This is a genomic window from Xanthomonas sp. 3498, assembly GCF_014199795.1.
Classification (GTDB): Bacteria; Pseudomonadota; Gammaproteobacteria; order Xanthomonadales; family Xanthomonadaceae; genus Xanthomonas_A; species Xanthomonas_A rydalmerensis.
In genome coordinates, this window is the sequence record NZ_JACHOH010000003.1 from 430,344 (window position 1) to 451,972 (window position 21,629).

Annotated in this window: 16 protein-coding genes; 5 read left to right on the forward strand and 11 right to left on the reverse strand. The window is 69.5% G+C overall.

Features of this window, described 5'->3' with window-relative positions; genetic code table 11:
* Window positions 1-66 precede the first annotated feature (66 nt).
* From GGR66_RS11740 to GGR66_RS11750, 3 genes are all read left to right on the forward strand, one after another.
* Window positions 67-672: a DUF4893 domain-containing protein gene (locus GGR66_RS11740; RefSeq protein ID WP_184448342.1), complete on the forward strand. Its 606-nt coding sequence runs from the start codon at window positions 67-69 to the stop codon at window positions 670-672.
* Window positions 673-747: 75 nt separating this feature from the next.
* Window positions 748-1,746: a tRNA dihydrouridine synthase DusB gene (gene dusB / locus GGR66_RS11745; RefSeq protein ID WP_184448343.1), complete on the forward strand. Its 999-nt coding sequence runs from the start codon at window positions 748-750 to the stop codon at window positions 1,744-1,746.
* A gap of 23 nt (window positions 1,747-1,769) precedes the next feature.
* Complete coding sequence (locus GGR66_RS11750) at window positions 1,770-2,597, forward strand: class I SAM-dependent methyltransferase (RefSeq protein WP_184448344.1); 828 nt, start codon at window positions 1,770-1,772, stop codon at window positions 2,595-2,597.
* A 7-nt stretch (window positions 2,598-2,604) separates the two neighbouring features.
* On the opposite strand, the gene GGR66_RS11755 is transcribed toward GGR66_RS11750, so the two are convergent.
* From GGR66_RS11755 to GGR66_RS11765, 3 genes are all read right to left on the reverse strand, one after another.
* Window positions 2,605-3,678: a metal-dependent hydrolase gene (locus tag GGR66_RS11755; protein WP_184448345.1), complete on the reverse strand. Its 1,074-nt coding sequence runs from the start codon at window positions 3,676-3,678 to the stop codon at window positions 2,605-2,607.
* 132 nt (window positions 3,679-3,810) lie between these two features.
* Window positions 3,811-4,503: a hypothetical protein gene (locus tag GGR66_RS11760; protein WP_255421667.1), complete on the reverse strand. Its 693-nt coding sequence runs from the start codon at window positions 4,501-4,503 to the stop codon at window positions 3,811-3,813.
* 195 nt (window positions 4,504-4,698) lie between these two features.
* Window positions 4,699-5,373 (reverse strand): hypothetical protein, encoded by a 675-nt coding sequence (locus GGR66_RS11765; protein WP_160966689.1) that lies wholly within the window; start codon window positions 5,371-5,373, stop codon window positions 4,699-4,701.
* Window positions 5,374-5,735: 362 nt separating this feature from the next.
* On the opposite strand from GGR66_RS11765, the gene GGR66_RS11770 reads away from it, so the two are divergent.
* Window positions 5,736-6,122, forward strand: a complete 387-nt coding sequence (locus GGR66_RS11770) for a hypothetical protein (RefSeq protein WP_184448346.1) — start codon at window positions 5,736-5,738, stop codon at window positions 6,120-6,122.
* A gap of 66 nt (window positions 6,123-6,188) precedes the next feature.
* Here GGR66_RS11770 and GGR66_RS11775 read toward each other — a convergent pair whose 3' ends face one another.
* The 3 genes from GGR66_RS11775 to GGR66_RS11785 form a co-directional block, all read right to left on the reverse strand.
* Window positions 6,189-8,126, reverse strand: a complete 1,938-nt coding sequence (locus tag GGR66_RS11775; protein ID WP_184448347.1) for a tetratricopeptide repeat protein — start codon at window positions 8,124-8,126, stop codon at window positions 6,189-6,191.
* Between the two features lie 653 nt (window positions 8,127-8,779).
* The gene (locus GGR66_RS11780) at window positions 8,780-9,598 is read right to left on the reverse strand and encodes a UDP-2,3-diacylglucosamine diphosphatase (protein ID WP_184448348.1); all 819 of its coding nucleotides are present in this window, start codon (window positions 9,596-9,598) and stop codon (window positions 8,780-8,782) included.
* Window positions 9,595-11,310, reverse strand: coding sequence for a lysophospholipid acyltransferase family protein (locus GGR66_RS11785; protein ID WP_184448349.1), 1,716 nt, complete (start codon window positions 11,308-11,310; stop codon window positions 9,595-9,597). The genes GGR66_RS11780 and GGR66_RS11785 overlap by 4 nt, the downstream gene beginning before the upstream one ends.
* 206 nt (window positions 11,311-11,516) lie before the next feature.
* On the opposite strand from GGR66_RS11785, the gene metK reads away from it, so the two are divergent.
* The gene (metK, locus tag GGR66_RS11790; protein WP_010342184.1) at window positions 11,517-12,728 is read left to right on the forward strand and encodes a methionine adenosyltransferase; all 1,212 of its coding nucleotides are present in this window, start codon (window positions 11,517-11,519) and stop codon (window positions 12,726-12,728) included.
* A gap of 373 nt (window positions 12,729-13,101) precedes the next feature.
* Here the strand turns inward: metK and GGR66_RS11795 are convergent, their stop codons facing one another.
* From GGR66_RS11795 to GGR66_RS11815, 5 genes are all read right to left on the reverse strand, one after another.
* Complete coding sequence (locus tag GGR66_RS11795; protein ID WP_326521002.1) at window positions 13,102-14,355, reverse strand: histidine-type phosphatase; 1,254 nt, start codon at window positions 14,353-14,355, stop codon at window positions 13,102-13,104.
* 8 nt (window positions 14,356-14,363) lie between these two features.
* The gene (locus tag GGR66_RS11800; RefSeq protein ID WP_326520994.1) at window positions 14,364-15,455 is read right to left on the reverse strand and encodes a Ca2+-dependent phosphoinositide-specific phospholipase C; all 1,092 of its coding nucleotides are present in this window, start codon (window positions 15,453-15,455) and stop codon (window positions 14,364-14,366) included.
* Between the two features lie 71 nt (window positions 15,456-15,526).
* Window positions 15,527-18,313: a TonB-dependent receptor gene (locus GGR66_RS11805; RefSeq protein WP_184448352.1), complete on the reverse strand. Its 2,787-nt coding sequence runs from the start codon at window positions 18,311-18,313 to the stop codon at window positions 15,527-15,529.
* A 376-nt stretch (window positions 18,314-18,689) separates the two neighbouring features.
* Entirely contained in the window at window positions 18,690-20,642 is a 1,953-nt protein-coding gene (locus GGR66_RS11810; protein WP_160966681.1) for an alpha/beta fold hydrolase, read from the reverse strand.
* The gene (locus GGR66_RS11815; protein ID WP_160966679.1) at window positions 20,639-21,619 is read right to left on the reverse strand and encodes a DUF4105 domain-containing protein; all 981 of its coding nucleotides are present in this window, start codon (window positions 21,617-21,619) and stop codon (window positions 20,639-20,641) included. The genes GGR66_RS11810 and GGR66_RS11815 overlap by 4 nt, the downstream gene beginning before the upstream one ends.
* Between the last annotated feature and the right edge of the window lie 10 nt (window positions 21,620-21,629).

Here is a 21,629-nt window from a genome sequence, read left to right on the forward strand (position 1 = left end):
TGCCGCGTTTCCCTGACCACAACACCGCCGGCCGCCGTGCCGGCCGCATCCGACAAGGAGTTCCCGATGCCCCGTCATTCCCTGCTGCCGTTCGGCGCGCTGTGCGCGCTGCTGCTCCCGCTGTGCGCTGCCGCTGCACCGCGCTGCGACTGGAACAGCCTGGCCGCCGATGCCGACCGCGCGGCGGTGACCGTGTCCGCCGAGCGCCTGCAACAGGTGATCGCACCACGTTACGACGATGCCGAGCAGGAAGCAGGCGCCACGCTGGCGCGCACCTTGCTGCAGCGCGCGCAGACGCCGCAGCAGCCCGGCAAGCTTGAAGGCCGCTGGAAGGTGCGCTCGATCCAGGTCGACCCGCACTTCGCCTATGCCTATCCGTACTTCAAGGCCGAGATCCGCAGCGATGCCTGCGGCTATCACCTGAGCAAGACCAGCGGCTCGCAGCGCCGCAGCGGCACCCTGTATCCGCTGGCCGCCGGCAGCCACGAACTGGCCTTCCTCGGCGCCAGCACGGTGAACGACGAGCCTGAAGCGACCTACGCCCCTGGCCATGTCTCCGACGGCACACACGGCAACAGCGTCGGCCGCCTGGTCGCGCTGGGACCCAACGAACTGCTGCTGATCCTGGACGGCAAGGACAACGGCTTCGAGCTGTACCAGCTGATCCGCTGACGCGCGCGGCGTCTGCGGCCGCGGAGGGCGGCGCGACTGCGGCGCGACGATACGCATGCCCGCTACACTAGCGGCATGCGCATCGGCCCCTACACGATCGAACCGAAGGTGATCCTGGCACCGATGGCCGGGGTCACCGACAAGCCGTTCCGGCTGCTGTGCAAGCGCCTGGGCGCCGGCCTGGCGGTGTCGGAGATGACCATCTCCGATCCGCGCTTCTGGCAGACCCGCAAGTCGCTGCAGCGCATGGACCACGCCGGCGAGCCGGACCCGGTCAGCGTGCAGATCGCCGGCACCGAACCGCAGCAGCTGGCCGAGGCCGCGCGCTACAACGCCGACCACGGCGCGCAACTGATCGACATCAACATGGGCTGCCCGGCGAAGAAGGTGTGCAACGCCTGGGCCGGCTCGGCGCTGATGCGCGACGAGGCGCTGGTGGCGCGCATCCTCACCGCGGTGGTGAAGGCCTCGCCGGTACCGGTGACGCTGAAGATCCGCACCGGCTGGGACTGCGACCACCGCAACGGCCCGATCATCGCGCGCATCGCCGAGGACTGCGGCATCGCCGCGCTGGCGGTGCACGGGCGCACCCGCGACCAGCATTACAGCGGCCACGCCGAGTACGCGACCATCGCGCAGATCAAGGCGATGCTGCGCATTCCGGTGATCGCCAACGGCGACATCGATTCGCCGCAGAAGGCGGCACAGGTGCTGGCCGCGACCGGCGCCGACGCGGTGATGGTCGGGCGCGCGGCGCAGGGCCGGCCGTGGATCTTCGGCGAGATCGCGCACTACCTGGCCACCGGCGAACTGCGCCCGGCGCCGTCGCTGACGTTCGTGCGCGACACCCTGCTCGGCCACCTGCAGGCCCTGCACGACTTCTACGGCGAGGTGCAGGGCGTGCGCATCGCGCGCAAGCACCTGGGCTGGTACGCCAAGGACCGGCCGGAGAACGCCGCGTTCCGCGCCGTGGTCAACCGCGCCGAGAGCGCACAGGCGCAACTGGCGCTGACCGCCGACTACTTCGACGCACTGATCGCCGGGGTGCCGCCCGCCTTGTCCGCTGCCGCCTGACGCCTTCTTCCTGGAGCACCGCCATGAGCGCATCTGCCGAGACTCCGACCTATCTGCACGGCTATTCCGAGACCGAACAGGCACGCCTGCTGAAACAGGCGCGGCTGCTCGAAGCCACCCTGTTCAATCAGATCGACTACACCGGCGCGCGGCGCCTGCTGGAGGTGGGCAGCGGCGTCGGCGCGCAGACCGAAGTCTTGCTGCGGCGCTTCCCGGAGCTACACGTCACCGGCATCGACCTGAGCGAGGCGCAGCTGCAAGCCGCGCGCGACAACCTGCAGCGCATGCCCTGGTGCCAGGACCGATACACGCTGCAGCAGGCCGACGCCGGCGACCTGCCGTTCCAGCCGCGCAGCTTCGATGCGGCGTTCCTGTGCTGGGTGCTGGAGCACGTGCCGTCGCCGGCGCGGGTACTCAGCGAAGTGCGGCGGGTGCTGGCGCCGGGGTCGCCGGTGTACGTGACCGAGGTGATGAACGCCTCGTTCCTTTTGCACCCCTACTCGCCGAACGTGTGGCGCTACTGGATGGCGTTCAACGACTTCCAGTACGACCACGGCGGCGACCCCTTCGTCGGCGCCAAGCTCGGCAACCTGCTGCTGGCCGGCGGGTATCGCGACGTCAGCACCGAGATCAAGACCCTGCACCTGGACAACCGCGAGCCGGCACGGCGCAAGACCATGATCGGATTCTGGGAAGAGCTGCTGCTGTCGGCGGCCGACAGGCTGCTGCAGGCCGGCGCGGTGGACGCGGAGACCGTGGCCGGCATGCGCCGGGAGATGGCGCAGGTGCAAAGCGACCCGGACGCGGTGTTCTTCTATTCGTTCGTGCAGGCGCACGCGACGGTGTACTGAGCGGCGCTCACGGCGCCGCTGGCGATGCCTGCGTGCCGACCGGCACGGGCGACGCCGGTTCGACCCAGATCCGTTGCCACATCCGCGCCAGCGCTGCGCGAATCTGCCCACGTGCCACCGGCGCCCGGTACGCAGCCTGCAGTTGCCGCGGTGGAATCGCCTCCCAGCCGTCGCCCTGCTGCCGCGCCACCGCGAAGTTGAAGTTGTAGTCCGGCTCCAGGCCCATGCGCAGGTCGCTGAGCACCAGTTCGCCATCCTTGACCTGCGCGCGCATGAAGCCGCGATTGAACCACGTCAGCCGCTGCACTGCCGGCAGGTCGCGCACCTGCGCCAGCGCCTGGGTATTGGAGGGATAGCCCTGGAAGCGCATCGGCCCATGATCGGCGACCAGCGAGCGCTCGCCGATCACATAGCCGCTCGGCGTCATCGCCACCACCCGCCATAACAGCGTGTTGAACGGCATCGGCACCGAGAAGCGCGGCGCCTGCGCCAGGCCCATCGCCGCCAGCGCGCGGTCGGCCTGCCGGTCGACCAGGTGCTTGGCCAGCAGCGACCAGCCCAGGTAGGCGCTGCTCAGGATCAGCCCGGCCAGCAGCGCCTGCTGCGCCACGCGCCGCGCGCGGGCGAACCAGGCAATCGCGCAGGCCAGCAGCAGCCACAACGTGTAGGCGGGATCGATGATGAACACGCTCGACCACATCGTCGGCGACGGCCCTAGCGGCCACCATAGCTGCGTGCCATAGACGGTGAACGCATCCAGCAACGGATGGGTGATCAGCGCCAGCTGGATCGCCCAGAACCAGCGGCATGGCGCCTCGGCCACCCGCCCGTGGCCGAAGCGGCGGAACAACCACCAGATCAGCCAGCCGAGCAACGGCAGCACGAACAGCGAATGGCTGACGCTGCGATGCACCGTCATCAGCGTGACCGGGTCGCGGGTCAGCGGCAGCAGGATCAGCGCATCGAGGTCGGGCACGGTGCCGAGCGCGGCACCCGCAAGCAGCGCCGCGCGCCGATGCGCAGCTGGCGCGATGGCCGCGGCAACGGCGCCGCCGAGCACGATCTGGGTGAGGGAATCCATCGGGGGATGCTAGCAGCGATGCAGTGCTCGATGCGCAGCGGTGAGATACCCGCATTCTCGATGTGCCCGACAGGGAGAGGCGCCCCGTCGGGGACGCCTTTCTTTATTTCATCTGCACTGCCTGAAGCAGGATCAGGGGGAAATTTCTCCGGATGCGTAGAGTGGGAAATATCCCTGTGAAACCAGGATGCCAAAGGCCAAATACGAGGTGCCAGATGCCATTTCGCTGTCACCAAAGAGAAAGTAGCCCATCGCATCACTCGCTGCGACGATCGCCCAGCCCGTGTGCGGGGGCGCAGCCTGTCTCGATGAGGCGTCGGCCGCAAATTTGGACCAGTAGCGCGTGGAGTGCCTGACCACGCTCAGCCCACCCAGGACCAGCGCGCCGCTCTTCGACCTGGGATCGAGCCGCGCGATGCCTTCTCGTTCCAGTTCCTCGAATTGCACCGCCGCCGCGTCCAGGTCCTGGGCGTTCTGCACGATCTGGTCCATTCGCACGATGAACGAGAATTCGTAGGCGCTTAACTGCTGGCGCAGTACAGCCAGGTTCTCGGTCATCGGCCGGGTCGGGTCGATCGCATCCACCATGGGCTGCCGCGTGGCGATGAAGCGCTCCAGCGGCATGCCAGGGTTGTAGCCGCACTTCTCGACCAGCGCAGCGAGGGCCCCGTCGGGCGGGGCGTTGGTGTCCATCAGGCAGCCCAGGTACATGTTGTGCTGGATGCCGGCCTGTTCCATCGGATTCTCGGCCGCCAGCGCGGGGGCCGCGCCGAAGGCACTGCCGATCAGCAGGGCGGCGGTCGCGACAAGGAGTTTTTTGTTCATGAACATTCTCGTGCAATGGATGGAGAGAGAGGTGGCCAGGTCTCGACGTTCCTGCGCAGGCCCCGCAAAGGGCGACCACCGACGCACCGGCACATGGCGCAATGCGATACAGGGGAAGGCGCCCATCGGGCCTTCCCCCCTCGGCGTGCCTGGCCCGATCGGGTCTCCCGAAAGGCTGGCGGCAGATTGATCGACTCAGGGTTGCGGATTGGGAGTCGGGCTCGCCGTGTCGAAGATCACGTCGTGGGCCTGGCTGGAGACCGTGGCCGCCGCCCCGACGTCGTGATTCGAGAGGAAATAGCCACCCACGTCGCTCACGACGACGGCCAGCCATTTCCAGAACCGCCCTTTCGAAGTGACGCCGCTCTCGGCCGCCTGCTTGGACCAGTAGCCATTGGAATGCCTGGCCACGCTCAGCCCGCCCAGGATCAGCGCGCCGTTCTCGGACTTGGGATCGAGCCGCGCGATGGCCTCGCGCTCCAGCGCCTCGAACTGGGCCGCCGCGGCATCCATGTCCGCGGCGTTCTCGACGATCTGATCCATGCGAACGAGGAATGAGTACTCGTAGGCATTGAACTGCTGGCGTAGTGCGGGCAGGTTTTCCGTCAGGGACCGCGTCGGATCGATCGAGTCGACGATCGGCTGCTGCGTGGCGATGTACCGCTCCAGCGGCACGCCGGGGGCATAGCCGCACTTCTTGACCAGCAGGGTCAGCGCGTCCTCGGCCGTGGCATTCAGGTCCATCAGGCAGCCCAGGTACATGTTGTGCTGGATGCCGGCATGGTCCAACGGGTTCTCGGCCGCCAGCGCAGGGGTGCCGACGACGCTGCCCGCCAGCAGAGCGGTTGCGACAAGGAACTTCTTCTTCATGAGCGTTCTCTCGCTATATGGAAGGGATTGGAGATGGCTGGGATGCGTGCACCGCCCCCGGAGGAAGGCCACCGCCGCATCGGCACACGGTGCGATCCGGCGATTCCAGGCTAGGCAGGGCGACGGCGCAGCACGAGGGCGAAGCCGGGTCACCCATGGAATGAACCGGGTCGGATTGACGAAGCCCGGATACGAGCACCACCGGTCGCGGGCGCGCAATCCTGTGGCGCGGCACAATGCCGCCATCGAAGAATCAATGCGTTAGCCGGATTTGTTCCCGGTCTATACCCGTGGATGCGCTGGCATCGGCCGTCGCGTCACTCGTAGGCTGCGGCTTCCCTTCTGCGCATTGCGAGATTCCGATGCCTGCCTCCCGCTCCGTCTTTCATGCCGCCGTCGTCGCGGTCCTGCTGAGCTTGCCGCTGATCGCCCACGGCCACGACACCCTGCCGCCGGATTGGTGCCTGGAGCAGGACCAGGAACCGGAGGTGGTGGTGAAGTTCGATTTCAACGGTGAGCAATTGCGGCAGACGATGGACAAATGCGGCGTGGTCGATAGCCACGAGCCGTACACGAATACGCTGAACACCATCACCGCCTATTGCGAGGTGGTGGCCCCGTCGCGATCGGCCAAGCCCATCGTGCTCGGCCCGACGACCTTCCTGGCCCGCGACCACCACAGCACCTATCGCATGGAACAAGGCTTGAAGGGCGCGTGCGTGGTCTGCCCGGCCAAGCGCGGGCGCTGACCCACCGTGCAGGCGCGCTCGCTCCTCAGGGCGGCCAACGGCCGCCAGCAGGGCGGCCAGGCACGCTCAGCCGAGCGCGTCCCGTCGGGTGTAGGCCAGCACCGTGTCGATCCGCGACTGCAGCGCGGCGCGCGCCTCTGCCGAGATTCCCTCGCAGTGCGCGAGCACGAAATAGGCCGAGCGCAGCACGTCCCGCCAGCGTGGGTTGCTGGGCAACTTGGAGACCGCCAGGTAGCGCTCCATCGCCCGCGCGCGCAGGCGGCCGTCGTCGATGTTCACGCGCCAGATCCGGCTGCGCTCGGCCAGCTCCAGGCGACCGGTCGCGGTGGCGCGCTCCCAGGTGTCGATGACCGCCAGCATCAGGTCGACCAGCGCGCGCCGGAAGGCATCACGCAACGCAGGCGCGGCGGCGGCCTCCTGCGGATCCTCGGCCTGCGCAGCGTTCGACACGGCGCCAGCGTCGCGCTCCTGTAGGGCGAGAACGACCAGGCCATCGCCGCCCTGCCAGGGCGCGAAGGTGGCGGCGAGCGGGGTGCCGTGGCGTGCCGCGACTTCGAGGCGCTGCGCGGGGCTGTCTTCCATCCGCTCCAGCGCCGCCTGCAACGCCGGGCGGTCGCCCTCGGCAACGCAAGCGAACACCGTCTGCCCCACCGGTTCGGCATCGTCCGTGCCGCCAAGCAGCAGGCGGCCGGCACGATTGGCGGCCAGGACCTGGCCTTCGGCATCGAGCAGGCACAGCGCATCCTCGCGGCTGTCGAGCAAGGTTTGCAGCAGGCCACGGTCCTCGGCCAGTGCATTCGCCTCGCGCCGATAGCGGGCGAGTTGCTCCTCGTGGCGCACCCGCTGGGCAGCCTGCAGCACGCGTTCGCGCTGCCGGCGACGCTGCAGCAACAGCCAGACCCCCAGCACGGCGGCAACGCCGGACACCAGCGCCAGCCACAGCAGCAGCGTGCGTTGGCGCAGCTGGACCTGACGCAGGCGGTTTTCGCTTTGCAGGGCGTCGATGGTGCGCTGCTTTTCGGCGGTGTCGAAGCGGATCCGCAACCAGTCCAGTTGGCGATCGTGCTGCGCGCGCACCAATGCGGCGGCTTCTGCGTTCGCGCGCCGCAGGGTGGCGATGGTGGCCACCGTGTCGCCACTGCTTTCCTGCAGCCGTGCCAGTTCCTCCAGCAGTGGCACCCGCACCGGATCGCCGCCGGCGGCCGCGGCCAGCGCCTCGCGCAGGCGTGCCGCGGCCGCAGCGGCATTGCCTTCGAGCCGGGCCGTCCGCGCCAGTTGCAGTTGCAGCGCCGATGGCAGCGGCAGCGCCCACGCCTCGGCGAGCGCCAGCGCACTGGAACTCCAGCGTTGCGCCTGCGCCACATCGCCAAGCGCCAGCGCCGCACGGATCAGGCCGTCGTGGACACGCAGTTCGTACACCCGGCGGCCCTGCGCGCGGTACACGGCCAGGGCCTCCTGCAACCAGGCCAGCGCTTGCGGCGTGTCGCCGCTGTCGAGCGCCAGCTCGGCCATGGTTTCCTGCACGTGCGCGGCCTCGATGGCATCGCCGTGCGCGCGGTTGGCGGCCAGCGCATCGCGGTAGTAGCGCATCGCGGTGTCGGACTCGCGCAGTTCGCGATAGACGTCGGCGATATTGGTGAGCACCGACGCCGCTACTGCGCCGTGCGCACGCTGCAGGTCCAGGCTCAGCGTCAGGTTGCGCAGGGCGCCGCGAAAATCGCCGAGCCGGCGCAGCGCCGCACCGACGTTGTTCAGATCGCGCGCCTGCCCCACGCGGTCGTGCAGCGAGCGGGACAGCGTGGCCGCGCACTCGAAGCGCGCCAGCGCCTGCGGCAGGCGTTCGCGACGGAAATCGAGAATGCCGCGGCGGCGCGTGAGCTCGTAGCGCAATCGCGCGTCGCCGGCATCGCCGATATTGGCCTCGGCGCAGTCCAGCGCCTGCTCGGCGGCGTCGAAGCGGCCGCCGTCGAGCTGTTCCTTGGCCCGTGCGAACAACGCGTCCATCCGCGTGCCACCGGTTGTGTGCAAGGTCGACAGGCCGGCCTGCTGCAGGCACAGCATCGCATCCGGGAGTTTGCGCGGTGCCTCGGCATCGGTGCAGCCGTAGACCGTGTTCTGCGCGATCGCTGTCCCGCACGCCGCGAGCAGGACGCCCAGGCACGCCACTCCGACGCGTGCCCGCTGCCACGCGCGTGCAGTGGTGGCCTGGGCCTGGAGGGTCGTGCTGCAAGACGCCGACCAGATCGGGCTCAACCACGTCCATGCGGATCGCAGCGACCGGCCGCACACTGCCTTCCCTGGTTTCACGTGCTCCACGGCTCCAGAACTGATCGGGATGCGGCGCAGGTGCGCCGCAGCGATATGGCCCGGAGCGACAACCGGGCGCGGCCATGTGCTCCCGCCCGGGCGTATCGCTCCATCGCAACGCAGTAGACCCGATGCGCTGGAGGCCGGGCAAGCGCACGCCGCGGCGCTATCCGCACCACGTCGATCATCATGGAATGGACGTCACGCCGAGTTCTACGCCGCCGTCCAGTGCCACTGTGGCATCGCTGCGTCCGGTCGACCCGCACCGTGGTTGCGGCATGCGCAGTCCACGACGTGCTCAGAAACTCCGCAGAGAGCGGCGCAGCGTAGCCGCGCGCGAACCGTCCGCCTCAGGCCGCGCGCGGCCAGGCGTTCTCCTGCACCAGCCGCAGGCGCGGCGGCAGTTCGCGCAGCACGTCGCCGCGATGCGAGAGCAGGCGCAGCGTGCCGTCGGCCTCCTCGGCGAGCGCGGTGAGGCTTTCCACCCAGTCGCCGTCGTTGGCGTAGACCAGGCCATCGCGTTCGAACAGGCCGGCGCGGTGCACATGGCCGCAGATCACCCCGTCCAGACCGCGACGGCGCGCGTCGTCCAGGCCGGCAGTGACGAAGCGCTCGATGTAGCGCTCGGCCGCGCTGCTCTGCCGCTTCAGGTAGTCGGCCAGCGACCAGTAGCGCATGCCCAGGCGGCGGCGCACGCGGTTGGTCAGCTGGTTGCCGGTGAGGATGCGGTAGTACAGCCAGTCGCCGAACTTCTCCTGCAGGCCGCCGAACTGGGTCACGCTGTCGTAGTCGTCGCCGTGCACCACCAGCAGGCGGCGTCCGTCGGCGGTGGCGTGCACCGCGCGCCGGCGCACCTGCATCGCCGGCAGCGCCAGCCCGCAGAAGCGGCGGATCGGCCGGTCGTGGTTGCCGGGAACGTAGATCAGTTCGGTGCCGCCACGGGCCAGCGCATGCAGTGCATCGATCACGCGCTGGTGCGCCGCGCTCCACACCGCGCGGCGCTGCGCCATCCACCAGAAGTCGACGATGTCGCCGACCAGGTACAACTGTTCGCAGCGTAGGCCGCCGAGGAAATCGGCCAGTTCGCGTGCATGGCAATGCGGCGCACCCAGGTGCACGTCGGAGACGAACACCGCGCGGCGCGGCGACAGGCTGCTGACCGAATTCATGCCACCACCTCTGCTTCGTTGCGGGGACGTTCGAGGTAGCGCGCACGCTTCTTGCTGCGGATGCGCTGCAGGTCCAGCTCGATCAGGCCGTCGACAGCGTCGTTGAACGCCGGATCCACGCCGAAGGCAAGGAAGCGCGCGCCGCCGGGTTCGCACAGATCGGTATACTGCTTGTAGAGCATCGGCACCGCCGCGCCCAGCGCGTCGAGGTTGCCCTTGAGCACCTTGAAGGCGGTGTCGGCGTCCAGTTCGTCGAACGCCGACGGCGCTTCCGGATACGGGAACGGCCGCGCCGAGGCGGCTTCGCCGCTGGCGTCGCCGTAGTAGCGCGCGTAGTAGGCCACGATCTGCTCGCGTGCCTGCTGCGGCAACGCAGCGCTGATCGACACCGCGCCGAACAGGTAGCGCACCTGCGGATGGTCTTGCAGATAGGCGCCGATGCCCTGCCACAGGTAGTCGATGCTGCGGCTGCCCCAGTAATCAGGCACAACGAAGCTGCGGCCCAGTTCCATGCCCGCGGCGATGCGCGGCAGCATGCCCTCGCCGTAGCGGAACAGTTCGGCGGTGTAGAAACCGGCCAGGCCGCGCTCGGCCAGCACCGGCGCGCCGCGGGCGACCCGGTAGGCGCCGACCACGCGGGTGGCGGCGCCGTCCCACAGCACGATGTGCTCGTACCAGGTGTCGTAGTCGTCCAGGTCCAGGCGCCGGCCGGTGCCCTCGCCCACCGCGCGGAAGGTCAGCTCGCGCAGGCGGCCGATCTCGCGCAGCAGCGCCGAGCCGGCACGCAGCCGGCCGACGCGGATCTGCTTGCCGTCCAGGGTGTGGCCGAGGCTGCGCAGGCTCGCTACTTCCTCGGCCAGCTGCGCCGGGTCCTCGGCGGCGACCAGCGCTTCCTCGCTCGGCGCGGCCTGCCCGCCGCTGCGGCCGAGCGCATACAGCTCGCTGCGCAGGCGCCGCATCAGCTCGGCTTCGGGCAGGTCCTGCGGCAGCGCGCGGGCGCGGCCCAGGCTGAGCGCGATGCGGCGCTCGCGACGGGCGAACATCTCCCGCGCCAGCAACGCAGTCCCGGCCGGCTTGAACAGCGCCGAGGCGCCATAGAACAGCGCCGAGTTGCGCGCATGGATGCGCACCGGCAACACCGGCGCGGCACTACGCAGGGCGAAGCGCAGGAAGCCGCGGCGCCAGCGGCCGTCGGCGACGCCGCCCCAGCCCAGCCGCGAGACTTCACCTGCCGGGAACACGATCACACATTGCTCCTGCGCCAGCGCCTGCTCGATCGCCCGCACGCTGGCCGGCGACGGCGCACCGCCGAGGATGCGTACCGGCAGCAGCAGGTCGCGCAGCCCTTCCAGCGCCCACAGGAAATCGTTGGCGACGATCTTCACGTCGCGCCGCACCTGGCCGACACAGTCCAGCAGCGCCAGCGCATCCAGCGCACCGGAGGGGTGGTTGGCGACGATCAGCAGGCGCCCGCGCGCCGGGATGCACTCGGCGGCGGTCGGCCCGACCACGTAGCGGGCCTGCAGGAAATCCAGTCCGGCCTGGACCAGGGCGAACCCGCGCAGGTCGCGGTTGGCCTCCAGGAACGCGTCCAGCGCGTCCAGTCCCGACCATTTCTGCAGGCCGCGCAGCAATGGCCGGACCAGCCGCGAGCGGCGTCCGGCAAACCAATGCGGGTAGCGGTCCTGAAGACGGCGTTCGAGTGCGAGCACGGCAAGCCCCCTTGCTGACTGCGCACAGCTTCGGCCGCGGCGGCGACACCGATCTTGCAATCTGGCTACGGCAAGGTGACGGGCGCACCGTGGCGCGCCAACCGGTTAACCTTGGGCAACGTCAGCCCCGGGCACCATGCACGCCGCCCGGCGCCCGTGTATCATTCGCCTCCATCTTTTCATCCGAATACAAGGATATAGCCGCGATGTCCAGCTATCTCTTCACCTCCGAGTCGGTCTCCGAAGGCCACCCGGACAAGATCGCCGATCAGATCTCCGATGCGGTGCTCGACGCGATCCTGACCCAGGACAAGCGCGCGCGCGTGGCCTGCGAAACGCTGGTCAAGACCGGCGTGGCGATCGTCGCCGGCGAAATCACCACCAGCGCCTGGATCGACCTGGAAGCGCTGACCCGCAAGGTGATCCTGGACATCGGCTACAACAGCTCCGACGTCGGCTTCGACGGCGAGACCTGCGGCGTGCTCAACCTGATCGGCAAGCAGTCGCCGGACATCAACCAGGGCGTGGACCGCAAGAAGCCGGAAGAACAGGGCGCCGGCGACCAGGGCCTGATGTTCGGCTACGCCACCCGCGAGACCGACAGCTTCATGCCGGCCGCCATCCACCTGTCGCACCGCCTGGTCGAACAGCAGGCCAAGGTGCGCAAGAAGAAGAACTCGCCGCTGGCGTGGCTGCGCCCGGACGCCAAGAGCCAGGTCACCCTGCGCTACGAAGACGGCGTGGCGACCGCCATCGACGCGGTGGTGCTGTCCACCCAGCACGACCCGGACATCAAGCAGAAGCACCTGGTCGAAGCCGTGCGCGAGGAAATCCTCAAGCCGGTGCTGCCGGCCAAGTGGCTGCACAAGGGCACCAAGTTCCACATCAACCCGACCGGCAAGTTCGTCATCGGCGGGCCGGTGGGCGACTGCGGCCTGACCGGGCGCAAGATCATCGTCGACACCTACGGCGGCTGGGCGCGCCACGGCGGCGGCGCGTTCTCCGGCAAGGATCCGTCCAAGGTCGACCGTTCGGCCGCCTATGCCGCGCGCTACGTCGCCAAGAACGTGGTCGCCGCCGGTCTGGCCGACCGTTGCGAAGTGCAGGTCTCCTACGCCATCGGCGTGGCCGAGCCGACCTCGATCTCGGTCACCACCTTCGGCACCGGCAAGATCGCCGACGACAAGATCGAGAAGCTGATCCGCAAGCATTTCGACCTGCGTCCGTTCGGCATCATCCAGATGCTCGACCTGATCCACCCGATGTACCAGCAGACCGCCTCGTACGGCCATTTCGGCCGTACCCCGAAGGCCTTCACCTACACCGACGGCACCGGCGCCCAGCACCAGGCCACCGCGTTCTCGTGGGAGAAGACCGACCGCGCCGAGGCACTGCGCGCGGACGCCAAGCTGAAGTAAGCCGGCCTGCCGCGCTTGCGACACGGAACGGGCCGCACTGCGGCCCGTTCTGCGTTTGGGGGATGGGTGGTGCTGAACCGTCGACACAGACGCTGTCGCGGATGCGTCGTCGTAGGCCACCGCATCCGTGACTGGGCGTCACGACGAACGCCTGTCGCGGCTGAAGCCGCTCCTACAGGATCAGCAGCGCATCGCGGTCGCCGCGAGCAAAGGACACGGCATCGCAATACCGGGCAACGCGTCACCCATTCACGCGTCAGCACGCCGTCCGTCGTAGGAGCGGCTTCAGCCGCGACGGGCATTCCTGGGAAGGCCTGTCGCGGCTGAAGCCGCTCCTACGACGAGCAGACGAGCAGAAGAACTTCGTGCCTGCTCAGCCGCGCCGCTGCAGCGCGGCCTGCAGCAACGACTGGAACTTCGGCAGCGGGCACAGCCCGGTCGCTGGGTCGCTGCAACCCGGAATCTGCAGGGTCTGCAGCAGCGGCGGATGGCGCAGGCTCAGCGGGGTCAGTGCGCGCAGCTGGTCCAGCGACTGCGCCTGGTAGCGCACGCGCACGTAGCGCTGGCCGTTGCGTGCGTCGCGCACCTGCTCCACCACCAACGCGCCGCCCGGGGGCGCGTCGTCGCGGCCGAAGCCGGGCAGATGGAAGTGCAGGTCGAGCAGGCCGCTGAGCGCGGCGATGTGGGTGTCGCTGGCGACCAGCACGCTCAGCCGCGGCGCATCGGCCGTGCCCAGCGTGTCCAGCAGGCGGTGCGCCAGCGGCGCGCCCGCGCGCGCGGCCATGTACTGCGGCCGCGCATAGATCTCGAACAGCAAGGCATGCAGGCGCGACACCGCAGCGATGCGCGCCGGGGTCGCGCGGCCCCAGCCGACCTGGTCCAGCGGCATGCCTTCCGCGTATTGCAGGATGAACACCTCGGCCGTGCCCGAGGTCAGGTCCAGCGGTCCGTGCAAGGCCAGGCTGCGCCCGTTCGCGCCCGGGGTCAGCGACGAGGGCATGTGCACGAAGTCGCAGGTGTCGGTACAGCCAAGGATCTCCTGCATGGTCCGCAGTTCGCGCGCATACGGCGCCAGCACCGCACCCGGGCCGCCGGTCTGGCGCTGGATCGAGGCCACCGCGGCGGCGGCATCGAACTCCACCGCGCCGGCTTCCACCGGACGGAACAGCGGGTCGTCGCTGCCTTCGGTCTGATGGCCGGCCTGCAGATGGCAGCCGGGTGCGAGGGTGTCGGCGAGCAACTCGGCACTGACGATGGTGCGCTGGTCGGTGTTGGCATAGATGCTGACCGCCCCGTCGGCGGGGCAGCCCTGGGCCGGCAGCACGCCATCGCGCAGCAACCATTGCCGGGTGTAGTCGCCGCTGCGCTCCACCGCGGTGCGGCCATGCGCGGTAAGCAGGCTCGGCGGCGTGTCCCATACCGGCCAGGGCTGCGGCGCCAGCGCGGCGGCCGCGGCCTCGCCCGGCAACGGCGCGCGCACGCCGTGGCGGAACAGCATCCAGACCTTCTCCACCTGCAGCGCGGGTGCGGCCTTGGGCGCCGGCCGCGCCTGCGCGCCCAAGGCCGCCGCCAGCAGCACGACCCACAGCATCCAACGCGTACCTGTTTTCATCATCGTCCCCAACATGGAAAGTCTCACGGTGCGGTCGTGCCGCACGCGGCCGTGACCCGGTCGCAGCGCAGGCCCGTGTCGATACCGAGCCAGTAGCCCAGCCGCTGCGGATCCGGCGCGCCGGCGTAGTAATCGGTACTGATCCACTGCGCGCCGGCATCCAGCACCGCCTGCGCACGGCGCCGGTCGTGCGCACGTGCTTCGCGGCCTTCGGCATCGGCACGCGTGCGCACCACGAAACCCTGCATAACCAGCGCGCGGATCCGCGCCGCCTCGGCCAGCGGATCCTCGATCGACAGCACCGCCGCCTCCGGCTGGTCCGGCGCATACCAACCGAACATCATGCGTCCGCGCAGCGATGGATGCTCCTTTCGATACAGCGCCTCGTGCCGCGGATTGCCATCGAGCACGAACAACATGCGGCCACGCGCCTGCGCCACGCGCGGCCAGGCATGCGCCAGCACCGCGTCGCGCAGGCTCGGCGCGGCGCCGCGCACATCGTCGGGCACGATCAGGCGTGCGCGCCCGACCACCTCGGCGATGTCGCGGTCCAGCGCGTCCAGATCGTTGGCATCGAAGGCGGCACGGTGCGGCCACAGGCCCGGCACCGGATCGAAATCCACCGCGTTGACCAGCACCACCAGCGGCGCATGCCGCGGGTGCGCACGCGACCAGGCGGCAAGGAGCGCCAGGCAGTCGCGGAAGCGCAGGCAATGGCTGGCGTAGTCCAGGCCCGGCTGGTGCAGGACCTTGGCGCCGGGTGCGCGCATTCTCGCGCGGGTCGCGGCATCTGCGCGCGCATACGGCGCTGCATACAGGCCGCCGTGCGGATCGGCGGCCACGTCGAGTTCGAGTTGCCGCAGCCCCAGCGCGAGCTGGGCCTGCAGCGAAGGATGGCCATAGGCCAGTGCCGGCCATTCGGCGGCGTCGTGCGCCTGCAGGCGCTGCCGCACCTGCGCGGTCGGCACCGGCCGATAGCTGTTGTGCGAGCCGAGCAGTTGCACCTGGTCCAGGCGCAAGCCGTCGATCGGCACTGTCGCCGGTGCCTCTGCCGCGCTGGCCGCTCCCGGCAGGCCAATCAGCGCCAGCCAGACGAGCAGTAGCGCGCTGCACACAACGCCCCACTCGCCGCGCGGCACAGGGCCGTGCGGCGGGTGGGGACGTCCAGCGTGCGCAAGCGCCCGGTTCAGAACGTGTACTTCACGTTCAACAACGCAGTGCGGCCGGCATCGACGATGTCGGAGATCGCGGTGCTGTTGCGACCCACGTGCGCCCAGTAGCTCAGGCGATTGGTGAGGTTGGCCACCGACAGGTCGGCGCGCAGGTGCTCGTTGAAGGTGTAGCCGACGTGCAGGTCCACGCGGGTGATCGGCTTGACCCACAGGTCGTCCCAGGTCGCGCCGCGGTTGTAGTAGTCGTACACCGAGACGTATTCGCCGGAGTAGTGGTAGGCCAGGTTCACCGACAGCGGACCCTTCTCGTAGAACAGTTCGGCGTTGGCCATCAGGTCCGGCGCGTTCTGGATGCGCTCGTCGTGGAAGCCGTCCATGCCCAGGTCCACGCGGGTGGTCTGGCGGGTGAGGTTGGCACCGATGCCGAAGCCGTCCAGCGGAGCCGGCATGCCCTGCAGGGTCTGCCGCACCGCGGCTTCGAAACCGAGCACCTTGCCGTCGCCGCCGTTCTGCGGACGCACGTAGCGCACGTTGCCGGCGCCGGCGCTGCTGCCGGCGTTGGCCGGATCCGAGCCGCTTTCGTAGATGTAGTCGGTCAGGCGCTTGTAGTAGCCGGCCAGCATGGCGTGGCCGCCATGGCCGTTGTCCCACTCGCCGGACAGGTCCACGTTGAGCGACTTGATCGGCTTCAGGTCCGGGTTGCCCTCGGTGATGACCGTGGTGCCGTCGCTGGAGACGTCGTAGTTGGCGCCGCCGCCGAGCTGCACCAGCGCCGGCCGGGTGTAGCTGGTCCACACCGAGGCGCGGTACACCGCATTGCCGGCGCCCGGGCGGTAGTTCAGGAACACGCTCGGCAGCGGCACGTCGTAGCTGGTGCGGTTGCTGCTGAAGAAGCCGGGCAGTTCGTTGCCGTTGGCGTCCTCGGGCATGGTCCAGAAGGTGTTGCGGATGCTGGTGTGCTCGAAGCGCACGCCCGGGATCACTTCCAGGTCGCCGCTGCGGAAGGTGGCCATTGCATACGCAGAGGTGACCGCCTCGTCGCCGCGCATGGTCGCGCAGTTCTGGTTGTTGATCGCCAGGCTGCCGCAGGTGTCGAAGCTGGCCGCGGTCAGGTGCTGGGCGATCATCGCCTTCAACCCGCCGTTGCTGAGCTTGACCGTCGGCCACGCGTACTTGCCCGGGTACACCGAATCGTACTGGCCGACCACCAGGCCCGTGTCGCGCAGCAGCGTGCCGTCGGTGAACTTGCTGTTGGTCCAGTCGCGCGAGGTGAAGTCGCGGGAGCTGTCGACGTACTTCACGCCGAACTGGATGTTGCTCAGCGCGCCCTGGTCGAAGTCGTAGCGCACGTCGAACTTGGCGCCGCCCTTGGTCTGGCCGCTGTAGGACTTGGTCAACTGGCCGTAGCGGCGCGCATACAGGCCGCCGATGTCGCTGGCCTGGGCCTGGATCGCCGGGGTCAGCAGCGGCTTGGGGAAGCCTTCGCTGTCGTAGCCGGAGAAGGTGTTGGCGCCGCCGTACGGGAACTGGGTCGAAGCGTACTGGTCCACGCGCGCGGAAATTTCCACGTGGTCCGGACGATCGTTGTCGCCGTAGCTGTAGAACAGGTTCGGCGACAGCGTCCAGTTGCCCAGTTGCTTGTCGGCGCCGAACTGGAAGGTGGCCAGGTCCGCCACTTCCGGGTTGGTCTCGTACCAGTAGCGCACCGCCACGCGGTTGATCTGCGGCTGGTACACGCCGGTGGTGCCGATCTGCACCAGGCTCACGTTGGCCGGCACCAGCTGCGTATAACCGGTGTTCTGCTCGGTCTTGGCGTAGGCGTAGGTGGCGCGTGCGTACAGTTGCAGGCTCGGGTCGACGTGCCAGTCGAAGGACACGTTGCCGCCGTAGCGCTTGGTGTCGCCGGCGGAGTAGCCGATGTTGGCGCCGGTGGCCATCAGCAGGTCCTGCGGATCGTAGCCGGGCGCCGGCTGGCCGCTGGCGGTGGTACGCGAGAAGTACTTGCCCGACCAGTCGCCGCGCGAGGCGGCGGCGTTGGCCACTTCGCTGTTCACGTAGTGGCGCTCGTCGTAGTACGCGCTGGTGTAGATGCCGAACTGGTTGTCGGCGCCGAACTTGGCGTGGAACTCGCCGGACGCGCCCTCGCCCAGGCCGCTGTCGCCGTAGTCGCGCGCACGGCTTTCCATGCGGCCGCTGGCGGTGACGCTGCCGCCCATCGCCTCGCTGTAGTCGAAGCCGCTGGGGGTGCGGTAGTCGATGGTGCCGCCGATCGCGTCGCCGTCCATCGCCGCGGTGGAGGTCTTGTTCAACACGATGGTCTGCAGGCCCGACGGCGGCAGCAGGCTCAGCTGCACGCTGCGGCTGTAGGGCAGGCCCTGGGCGACGTTGACGCCGTTGATCAGGTTGACGTTGTACTCGGCGTTGAGGCCGCGCACCGAGGCGAACATGCCCTCGCCGCGCGCGGCGCCGTCGACGCCGCCGAAGTACGACTGCCCGGTGTTGACCACATTGACGCCCGGCAGCAGGCCCAGCGCCTCGGCGATGTTGTGCACGGCGGTGTACTTCAGGTCTTCGGCCGACAGCACGTTGGCCGTGTTGGTGGCCGCCATCTGCATGTCCGCGGCGTTGTAGCGGGTGACGGCGACGGTGATCTTGTCCAGGGTCTTGCCGCTGGCGTCGGACGCGGGGTTCTGCGTCTCCTGCGCATCCTGCGCCTGGGCCAAGGCCATCGGCGCGACACCGAGCAACGCTGCGGCGATCGCCCATGACAGGCGTTTGGGAAGATGGATCGAGTGCGACATGAAGAATCCGAGCGTAGGCGCGACCAACGGAATGTTCCGCAGGCCGGGCATGGTGGGGAGAGAGGCCGTGATCGTGTTCACGGCGGCGCGCATTGTTGGCGGGCGCGGCTGCAATTTGATGACAACGATGTCACCCGCCGCCATCGGCCATCGATCCGACGCATTTCCCGCGGAATTCGGCACAACCCCGACGATGCACGGCGCGGCGCTACGGGGCGTGGCGCCAAGGCGAGCGCGCCGCGTTGGGCGCGTCTATCCGAGTTGCGTGGAGATGGGGCTGCAGGGATGCGTCGCCCGCCTCTCGGTGGGTGCGGTGCGCGACGCAATGCCGCCGCTGCGCTTCGAGACGCTGGCGCGGCCGAGCGCCGCGGTGTCCTCAGCGCGGCGTTGCGGCGGCGTCGACCTGCAGCTGCGCGTGCAGGATGCGGCGGATCTCCAGGATCGCCTGCGGCGTCTCCTGCACGCTGTGGCCCGAGGTGATCACCAGTTCGGAGACCGCGCCAGGCAGATGTGCGCTGCGGTACGGCACCAGCCCATCGTCGGAATCGGCCAGCGGCACCGCCGGATCGCGGCGGGCGATGATGGTGTGGTAGCGCACCGCCGGCGCGATCGGCAACTCAGCCGCCGCGCGCACGAACGGATCGGTGTCGCGCAGGTTGTCGATGCTGTTGGGCACGCGCACCGGCGCGCCATCGGGCCCGTCGATTCCCTGCAGCAGAGTATTCAAGCGATCAAGCAGCGTCACCGGCAGGCGTACCAGGCGCCCGGCCAGGCGCCCGAGGCGGCCTTCGGCGAAGGTGGTGCCGCGTTGCGGCGCGGCGATGAAGATGGCGCGGTCCACCTCCGGCAACGGCGCGAAGCGCAGCAGCGGCTGCAACTGCGCCAGCGCCTGCGGATCCAGCGGGCGGCGGTCGCCGCGTGCGCCGATCAGCTCGTTCCACAGCGTGTCGCCGGAGTCGCTGACCAACAGGCGCCCGATCACCCCGCCCATGCTGTGGCCGATCAGCACCATGTGCTGCGAGGCCGGCGCCTGCCCCTGCGGATCGAAATGGCGCAAGGTCTGCTGCAGTAGCGCGTCGATCTGCGCACGGTTCCAGGCGATCGGCATGTTGGTCGGATAGTAGACCTGCCAGATCTGGTAGTGGCGGCGCAGCTGCTCGTCGCCCATCAACTCGTTGGCGACGTTGACCCAGGCTTCCGGACTGCTGGCCAGGCCGTGTAGCATCAGGATGATGCGCCGGTCCGGATCGTACGGCTGCATCAGGTACAGATGCGGCTGCTCGATGCCATCCTCGCGGCCGAGCATCGAGCGCAGCGACTGCCGCGCGAAGCCGGCACGGGCCAGCCACAGGCCGTAGGCGGCGGTGAAGTTGGCCGCCAGCGGCAGGCGTTGGCCGTGCACCTCGACCTCGCCGTCGCGGTACGGATCGTAGGGCGCGACCACCACGCTGCGGGTGTCCAGCACCTGCGCCAGGCTGTCGCCGTCGAAGCGCAGCAGCACCGTGGTCGGCGCATACGGCATCTCGCTGAAGGCCGGCGCGTGCGGGTCCGGCGCGGTCTTGGCCGCGGTTGCCGCGGTCGGGTCGCCGACCTTGGACGGTGCGATCTCCGCGACCAGCTCGGCGCCGAAGCCGTCGCGCCGGTAGGTGCTGCGCAGGCCATCGAAGCGCAGCGTCGACGCCGGCAGCATCGCGTCCGGCCGCGCCACCCCGCCGGGCAGGCGGAAACTGCCCATGTCCGCGCGCACCTGCCAGCCGGCCGTGCGCAGCATGTCGTCGTCGTGCAGTTCGCCGCTGGCGCTGCCGGCACGCCAGCGCAGGAACAGCTCGCCGACCACCTGCTGCACCGCGTAGTTGTAGTAGTCGCGCACCTGGGTCTGCCGGTCCTCGAACGCGCGCGCGCTGGCCGGACGCTGGGTATAGAACAGATAGGCGTAGGCGTAGCGCGCGGCCTCCAGCCAGGCCTGCAGCGTCGCATCGTCCAGCGCCCTCGCCTGCCGCGGCGTGCGCACGTTGGCCGCATGCACCCACAGCTCCGACAGGGTCGCCAGCCGCCGCTCCTGGTCCAGCCCCTGCAATGCGCGCAGCTGCGTGGCGCAGGCCGCAACGTCCGCCTCGCAGGTCTTGGGATCGAGCGCGAGCACGCGCAGCGTCTCCAGGCTGGCGTCGCTAAGCTTGCCGGTGCTGAGGACGTCGCCACGCTGGGTGGCGATGTAGTCGGCGGCGCTGCGCGACTGCACGCTGACCATCGCGCAGCCGGTGCCGAGCAGCAGCGCGGCAGCCAACAGCCCGGTGCCGGCGCACCGGGCAAGACGTGCGCGCAGGGTCATGGCGTGGCCGCCGGATCGTCGCCGGGAATGCCGGCGCGAATGCGCGTGGAGAAGTCGGCGTCAGCGCCCGCAACCCGCGCGCGTTCGCCGATACGGCCGCGCGCGCGCAGCGTGGCCAGGCTGTAGCCGGGCATGAAGCCGTGCTGCGCGTAGACGTAGGAAGGCAGGTAGCCGGACAGCAGCAGGCGGACGTCGAGCGGCAGCGCGGGATCGAGCTTGCGCGCCAGTTCGAACACGATGGTGGTGCAGTTGCTGGTGGCGGTGTTGTAGAACCGCGGCGTGCGCTGCAATTGCTGCGCCCGCGCCACGTAGCCCAGGAACAGCTGGCGCAGTTGCGCGCGCGAGAGGTTGAGCCGATACAGGTACACGTCCTCGCCGCGCACGTTGCTGCGCACCGCCAGAATGTCGCGTTCGTCGGCAGCCACCATCACCTGCTCGAAATTGCGGAAGAATCCGGCCAGCGCCGAGAACGCCTCGCCGCGCTCCTTGCGGATCTCCAGCGAGAACACCACGCGACGGCCGTCGTCGAAGCCGAACGAGACCAGGGTGTGGGCGATCGCCGGCCCCATCCAGTACGACAGCGCCAGGTCCGCCGAGGCCAGTCGGTCCAGATCGTAGCGGCGGGTCTCCCAGTGCGGGGTGTAGTCGTGGTCGCTGCGCCAGGCGAAGTTGCGCACGTTGTGCAGGGTCACCACGTGCCCGTCCACCTGCGGCTGCAGCAGTTGCGCGACATCGTCGGCCCAGTCGCGGTTCTGCTGCGGCTGCAGCGCCGACCAGCCCACCGCCATGCCCGCGCAACCGACCGCGAACAACAGCGGCAGTACGCGGTACTCGCGCGGATGCCGCAGGCCCCACAGCGCAGCGGCGCCGAGCGCGGCCCACAGCAGCGCCGAGCCGTAGCGCACCACGGCGCCGGTATGCGGCAGGTAGCTCAGGAACAGCGCGCCCCACAGGCTGGCGGCAAGGATCGCCAGCATCGCCAGCGCG

Coding starts and splice junctions, on each gene's coding strand:
- GGR66_RS11740 (WP_184448342.1), top strand. CDS start 67: ATGCCCCGTCATTCCCTGCTGCCGTTCGGCGCGCTGTGCGCGCTGCTG.
- GGR66_RS11765 (WP_160966689.1), bottom strand. CDS start 5,373: ATGAAGAAGAAGTTCCTTGTCGCAACCGCTCTGCTGGCGGGCAGCGTC.
- GGR66_RS11760 (WP_255421667.1), bottom strand. CDS start 4,503: ATGAACAAAAAACTCCTTGTCGCGACCGCCGCCCTGCTGATCGGCAGT.
- GGR66_RS11815 (WP_160966679.1), bottom strand. CDS start 21,619: ATGCTGGCGATCCTTGCCGCCAGCCTGTGGGGCGCGCTGTTCCTGAGC.
- GGR66_RS11775 (WP_184448347.1), bottom strand. CDS start 8,126: ATGGACGCGTTGTTCGCACGGGCCAAGGAACAGCTCGACGGCGGCCGC.
- GGR66_RS11810 (WP_160966681.1), bottom strand. CDS start 20,642: ATGACCCTGCGCGCACGTCTTGCCCGGTGCGCCGGCACCGGGCTGTTG.
- metK (WP_010342184.1), top strand. CDS start 11,517: ATGTCCAGCTATCTCTTCACCTCCGAGTCGGTCTCCGAAGGCCACCCG.
- GGR66_RS11805 (WP_184448352.1), bottom strand. CDS start 18,313: ATGTCGCACTCGATCCATCTTCCCAAACGCCTGTCATGGGCGATCGCC.
- GGR66_RS11750 (WP_184448344.1), top strand. CDS start 1,770: ATGAGCGCATCTGCCGAGACTCCGACCTATCTGCACGGCTATTCCGAG.
- GGR66_RS11770 (WP_184448346.1), top strand. CDS start 5,736: ATGCCTGCCTCCCGCTCCGTCTTTCATGCCGCCGTCGTCGCGGTCCTG.
- GGR66_RS11795 (WP_326521002.1), bottom strand. CDS start 14,355: ATGTTGGGGACGATGATGAAAACAGGTACGCGTTGGATGCTGTGGGTC.
- GGR66_RS11780 (WP_184448348.1), bottom strand. CDS start 9,598: ATGAATTCGGTCAGCAGCCTGTCGCCGCGCCGCGCGGTGTTCGTCTCC.
- dusB (WP_184448343.1), top strand. CDS start 748: ATGCGCATCGGCCCCTACACGATCGAACCGAAGGTGATCCTGGCACCG.
- GGR66_RS11755 (WP_184448345.1), bottom strand. CDS start 3,678: ATGGATTCCCTCACCCAGATCGTGCTCGGCGGCGCCGTTGCCGCGGCC.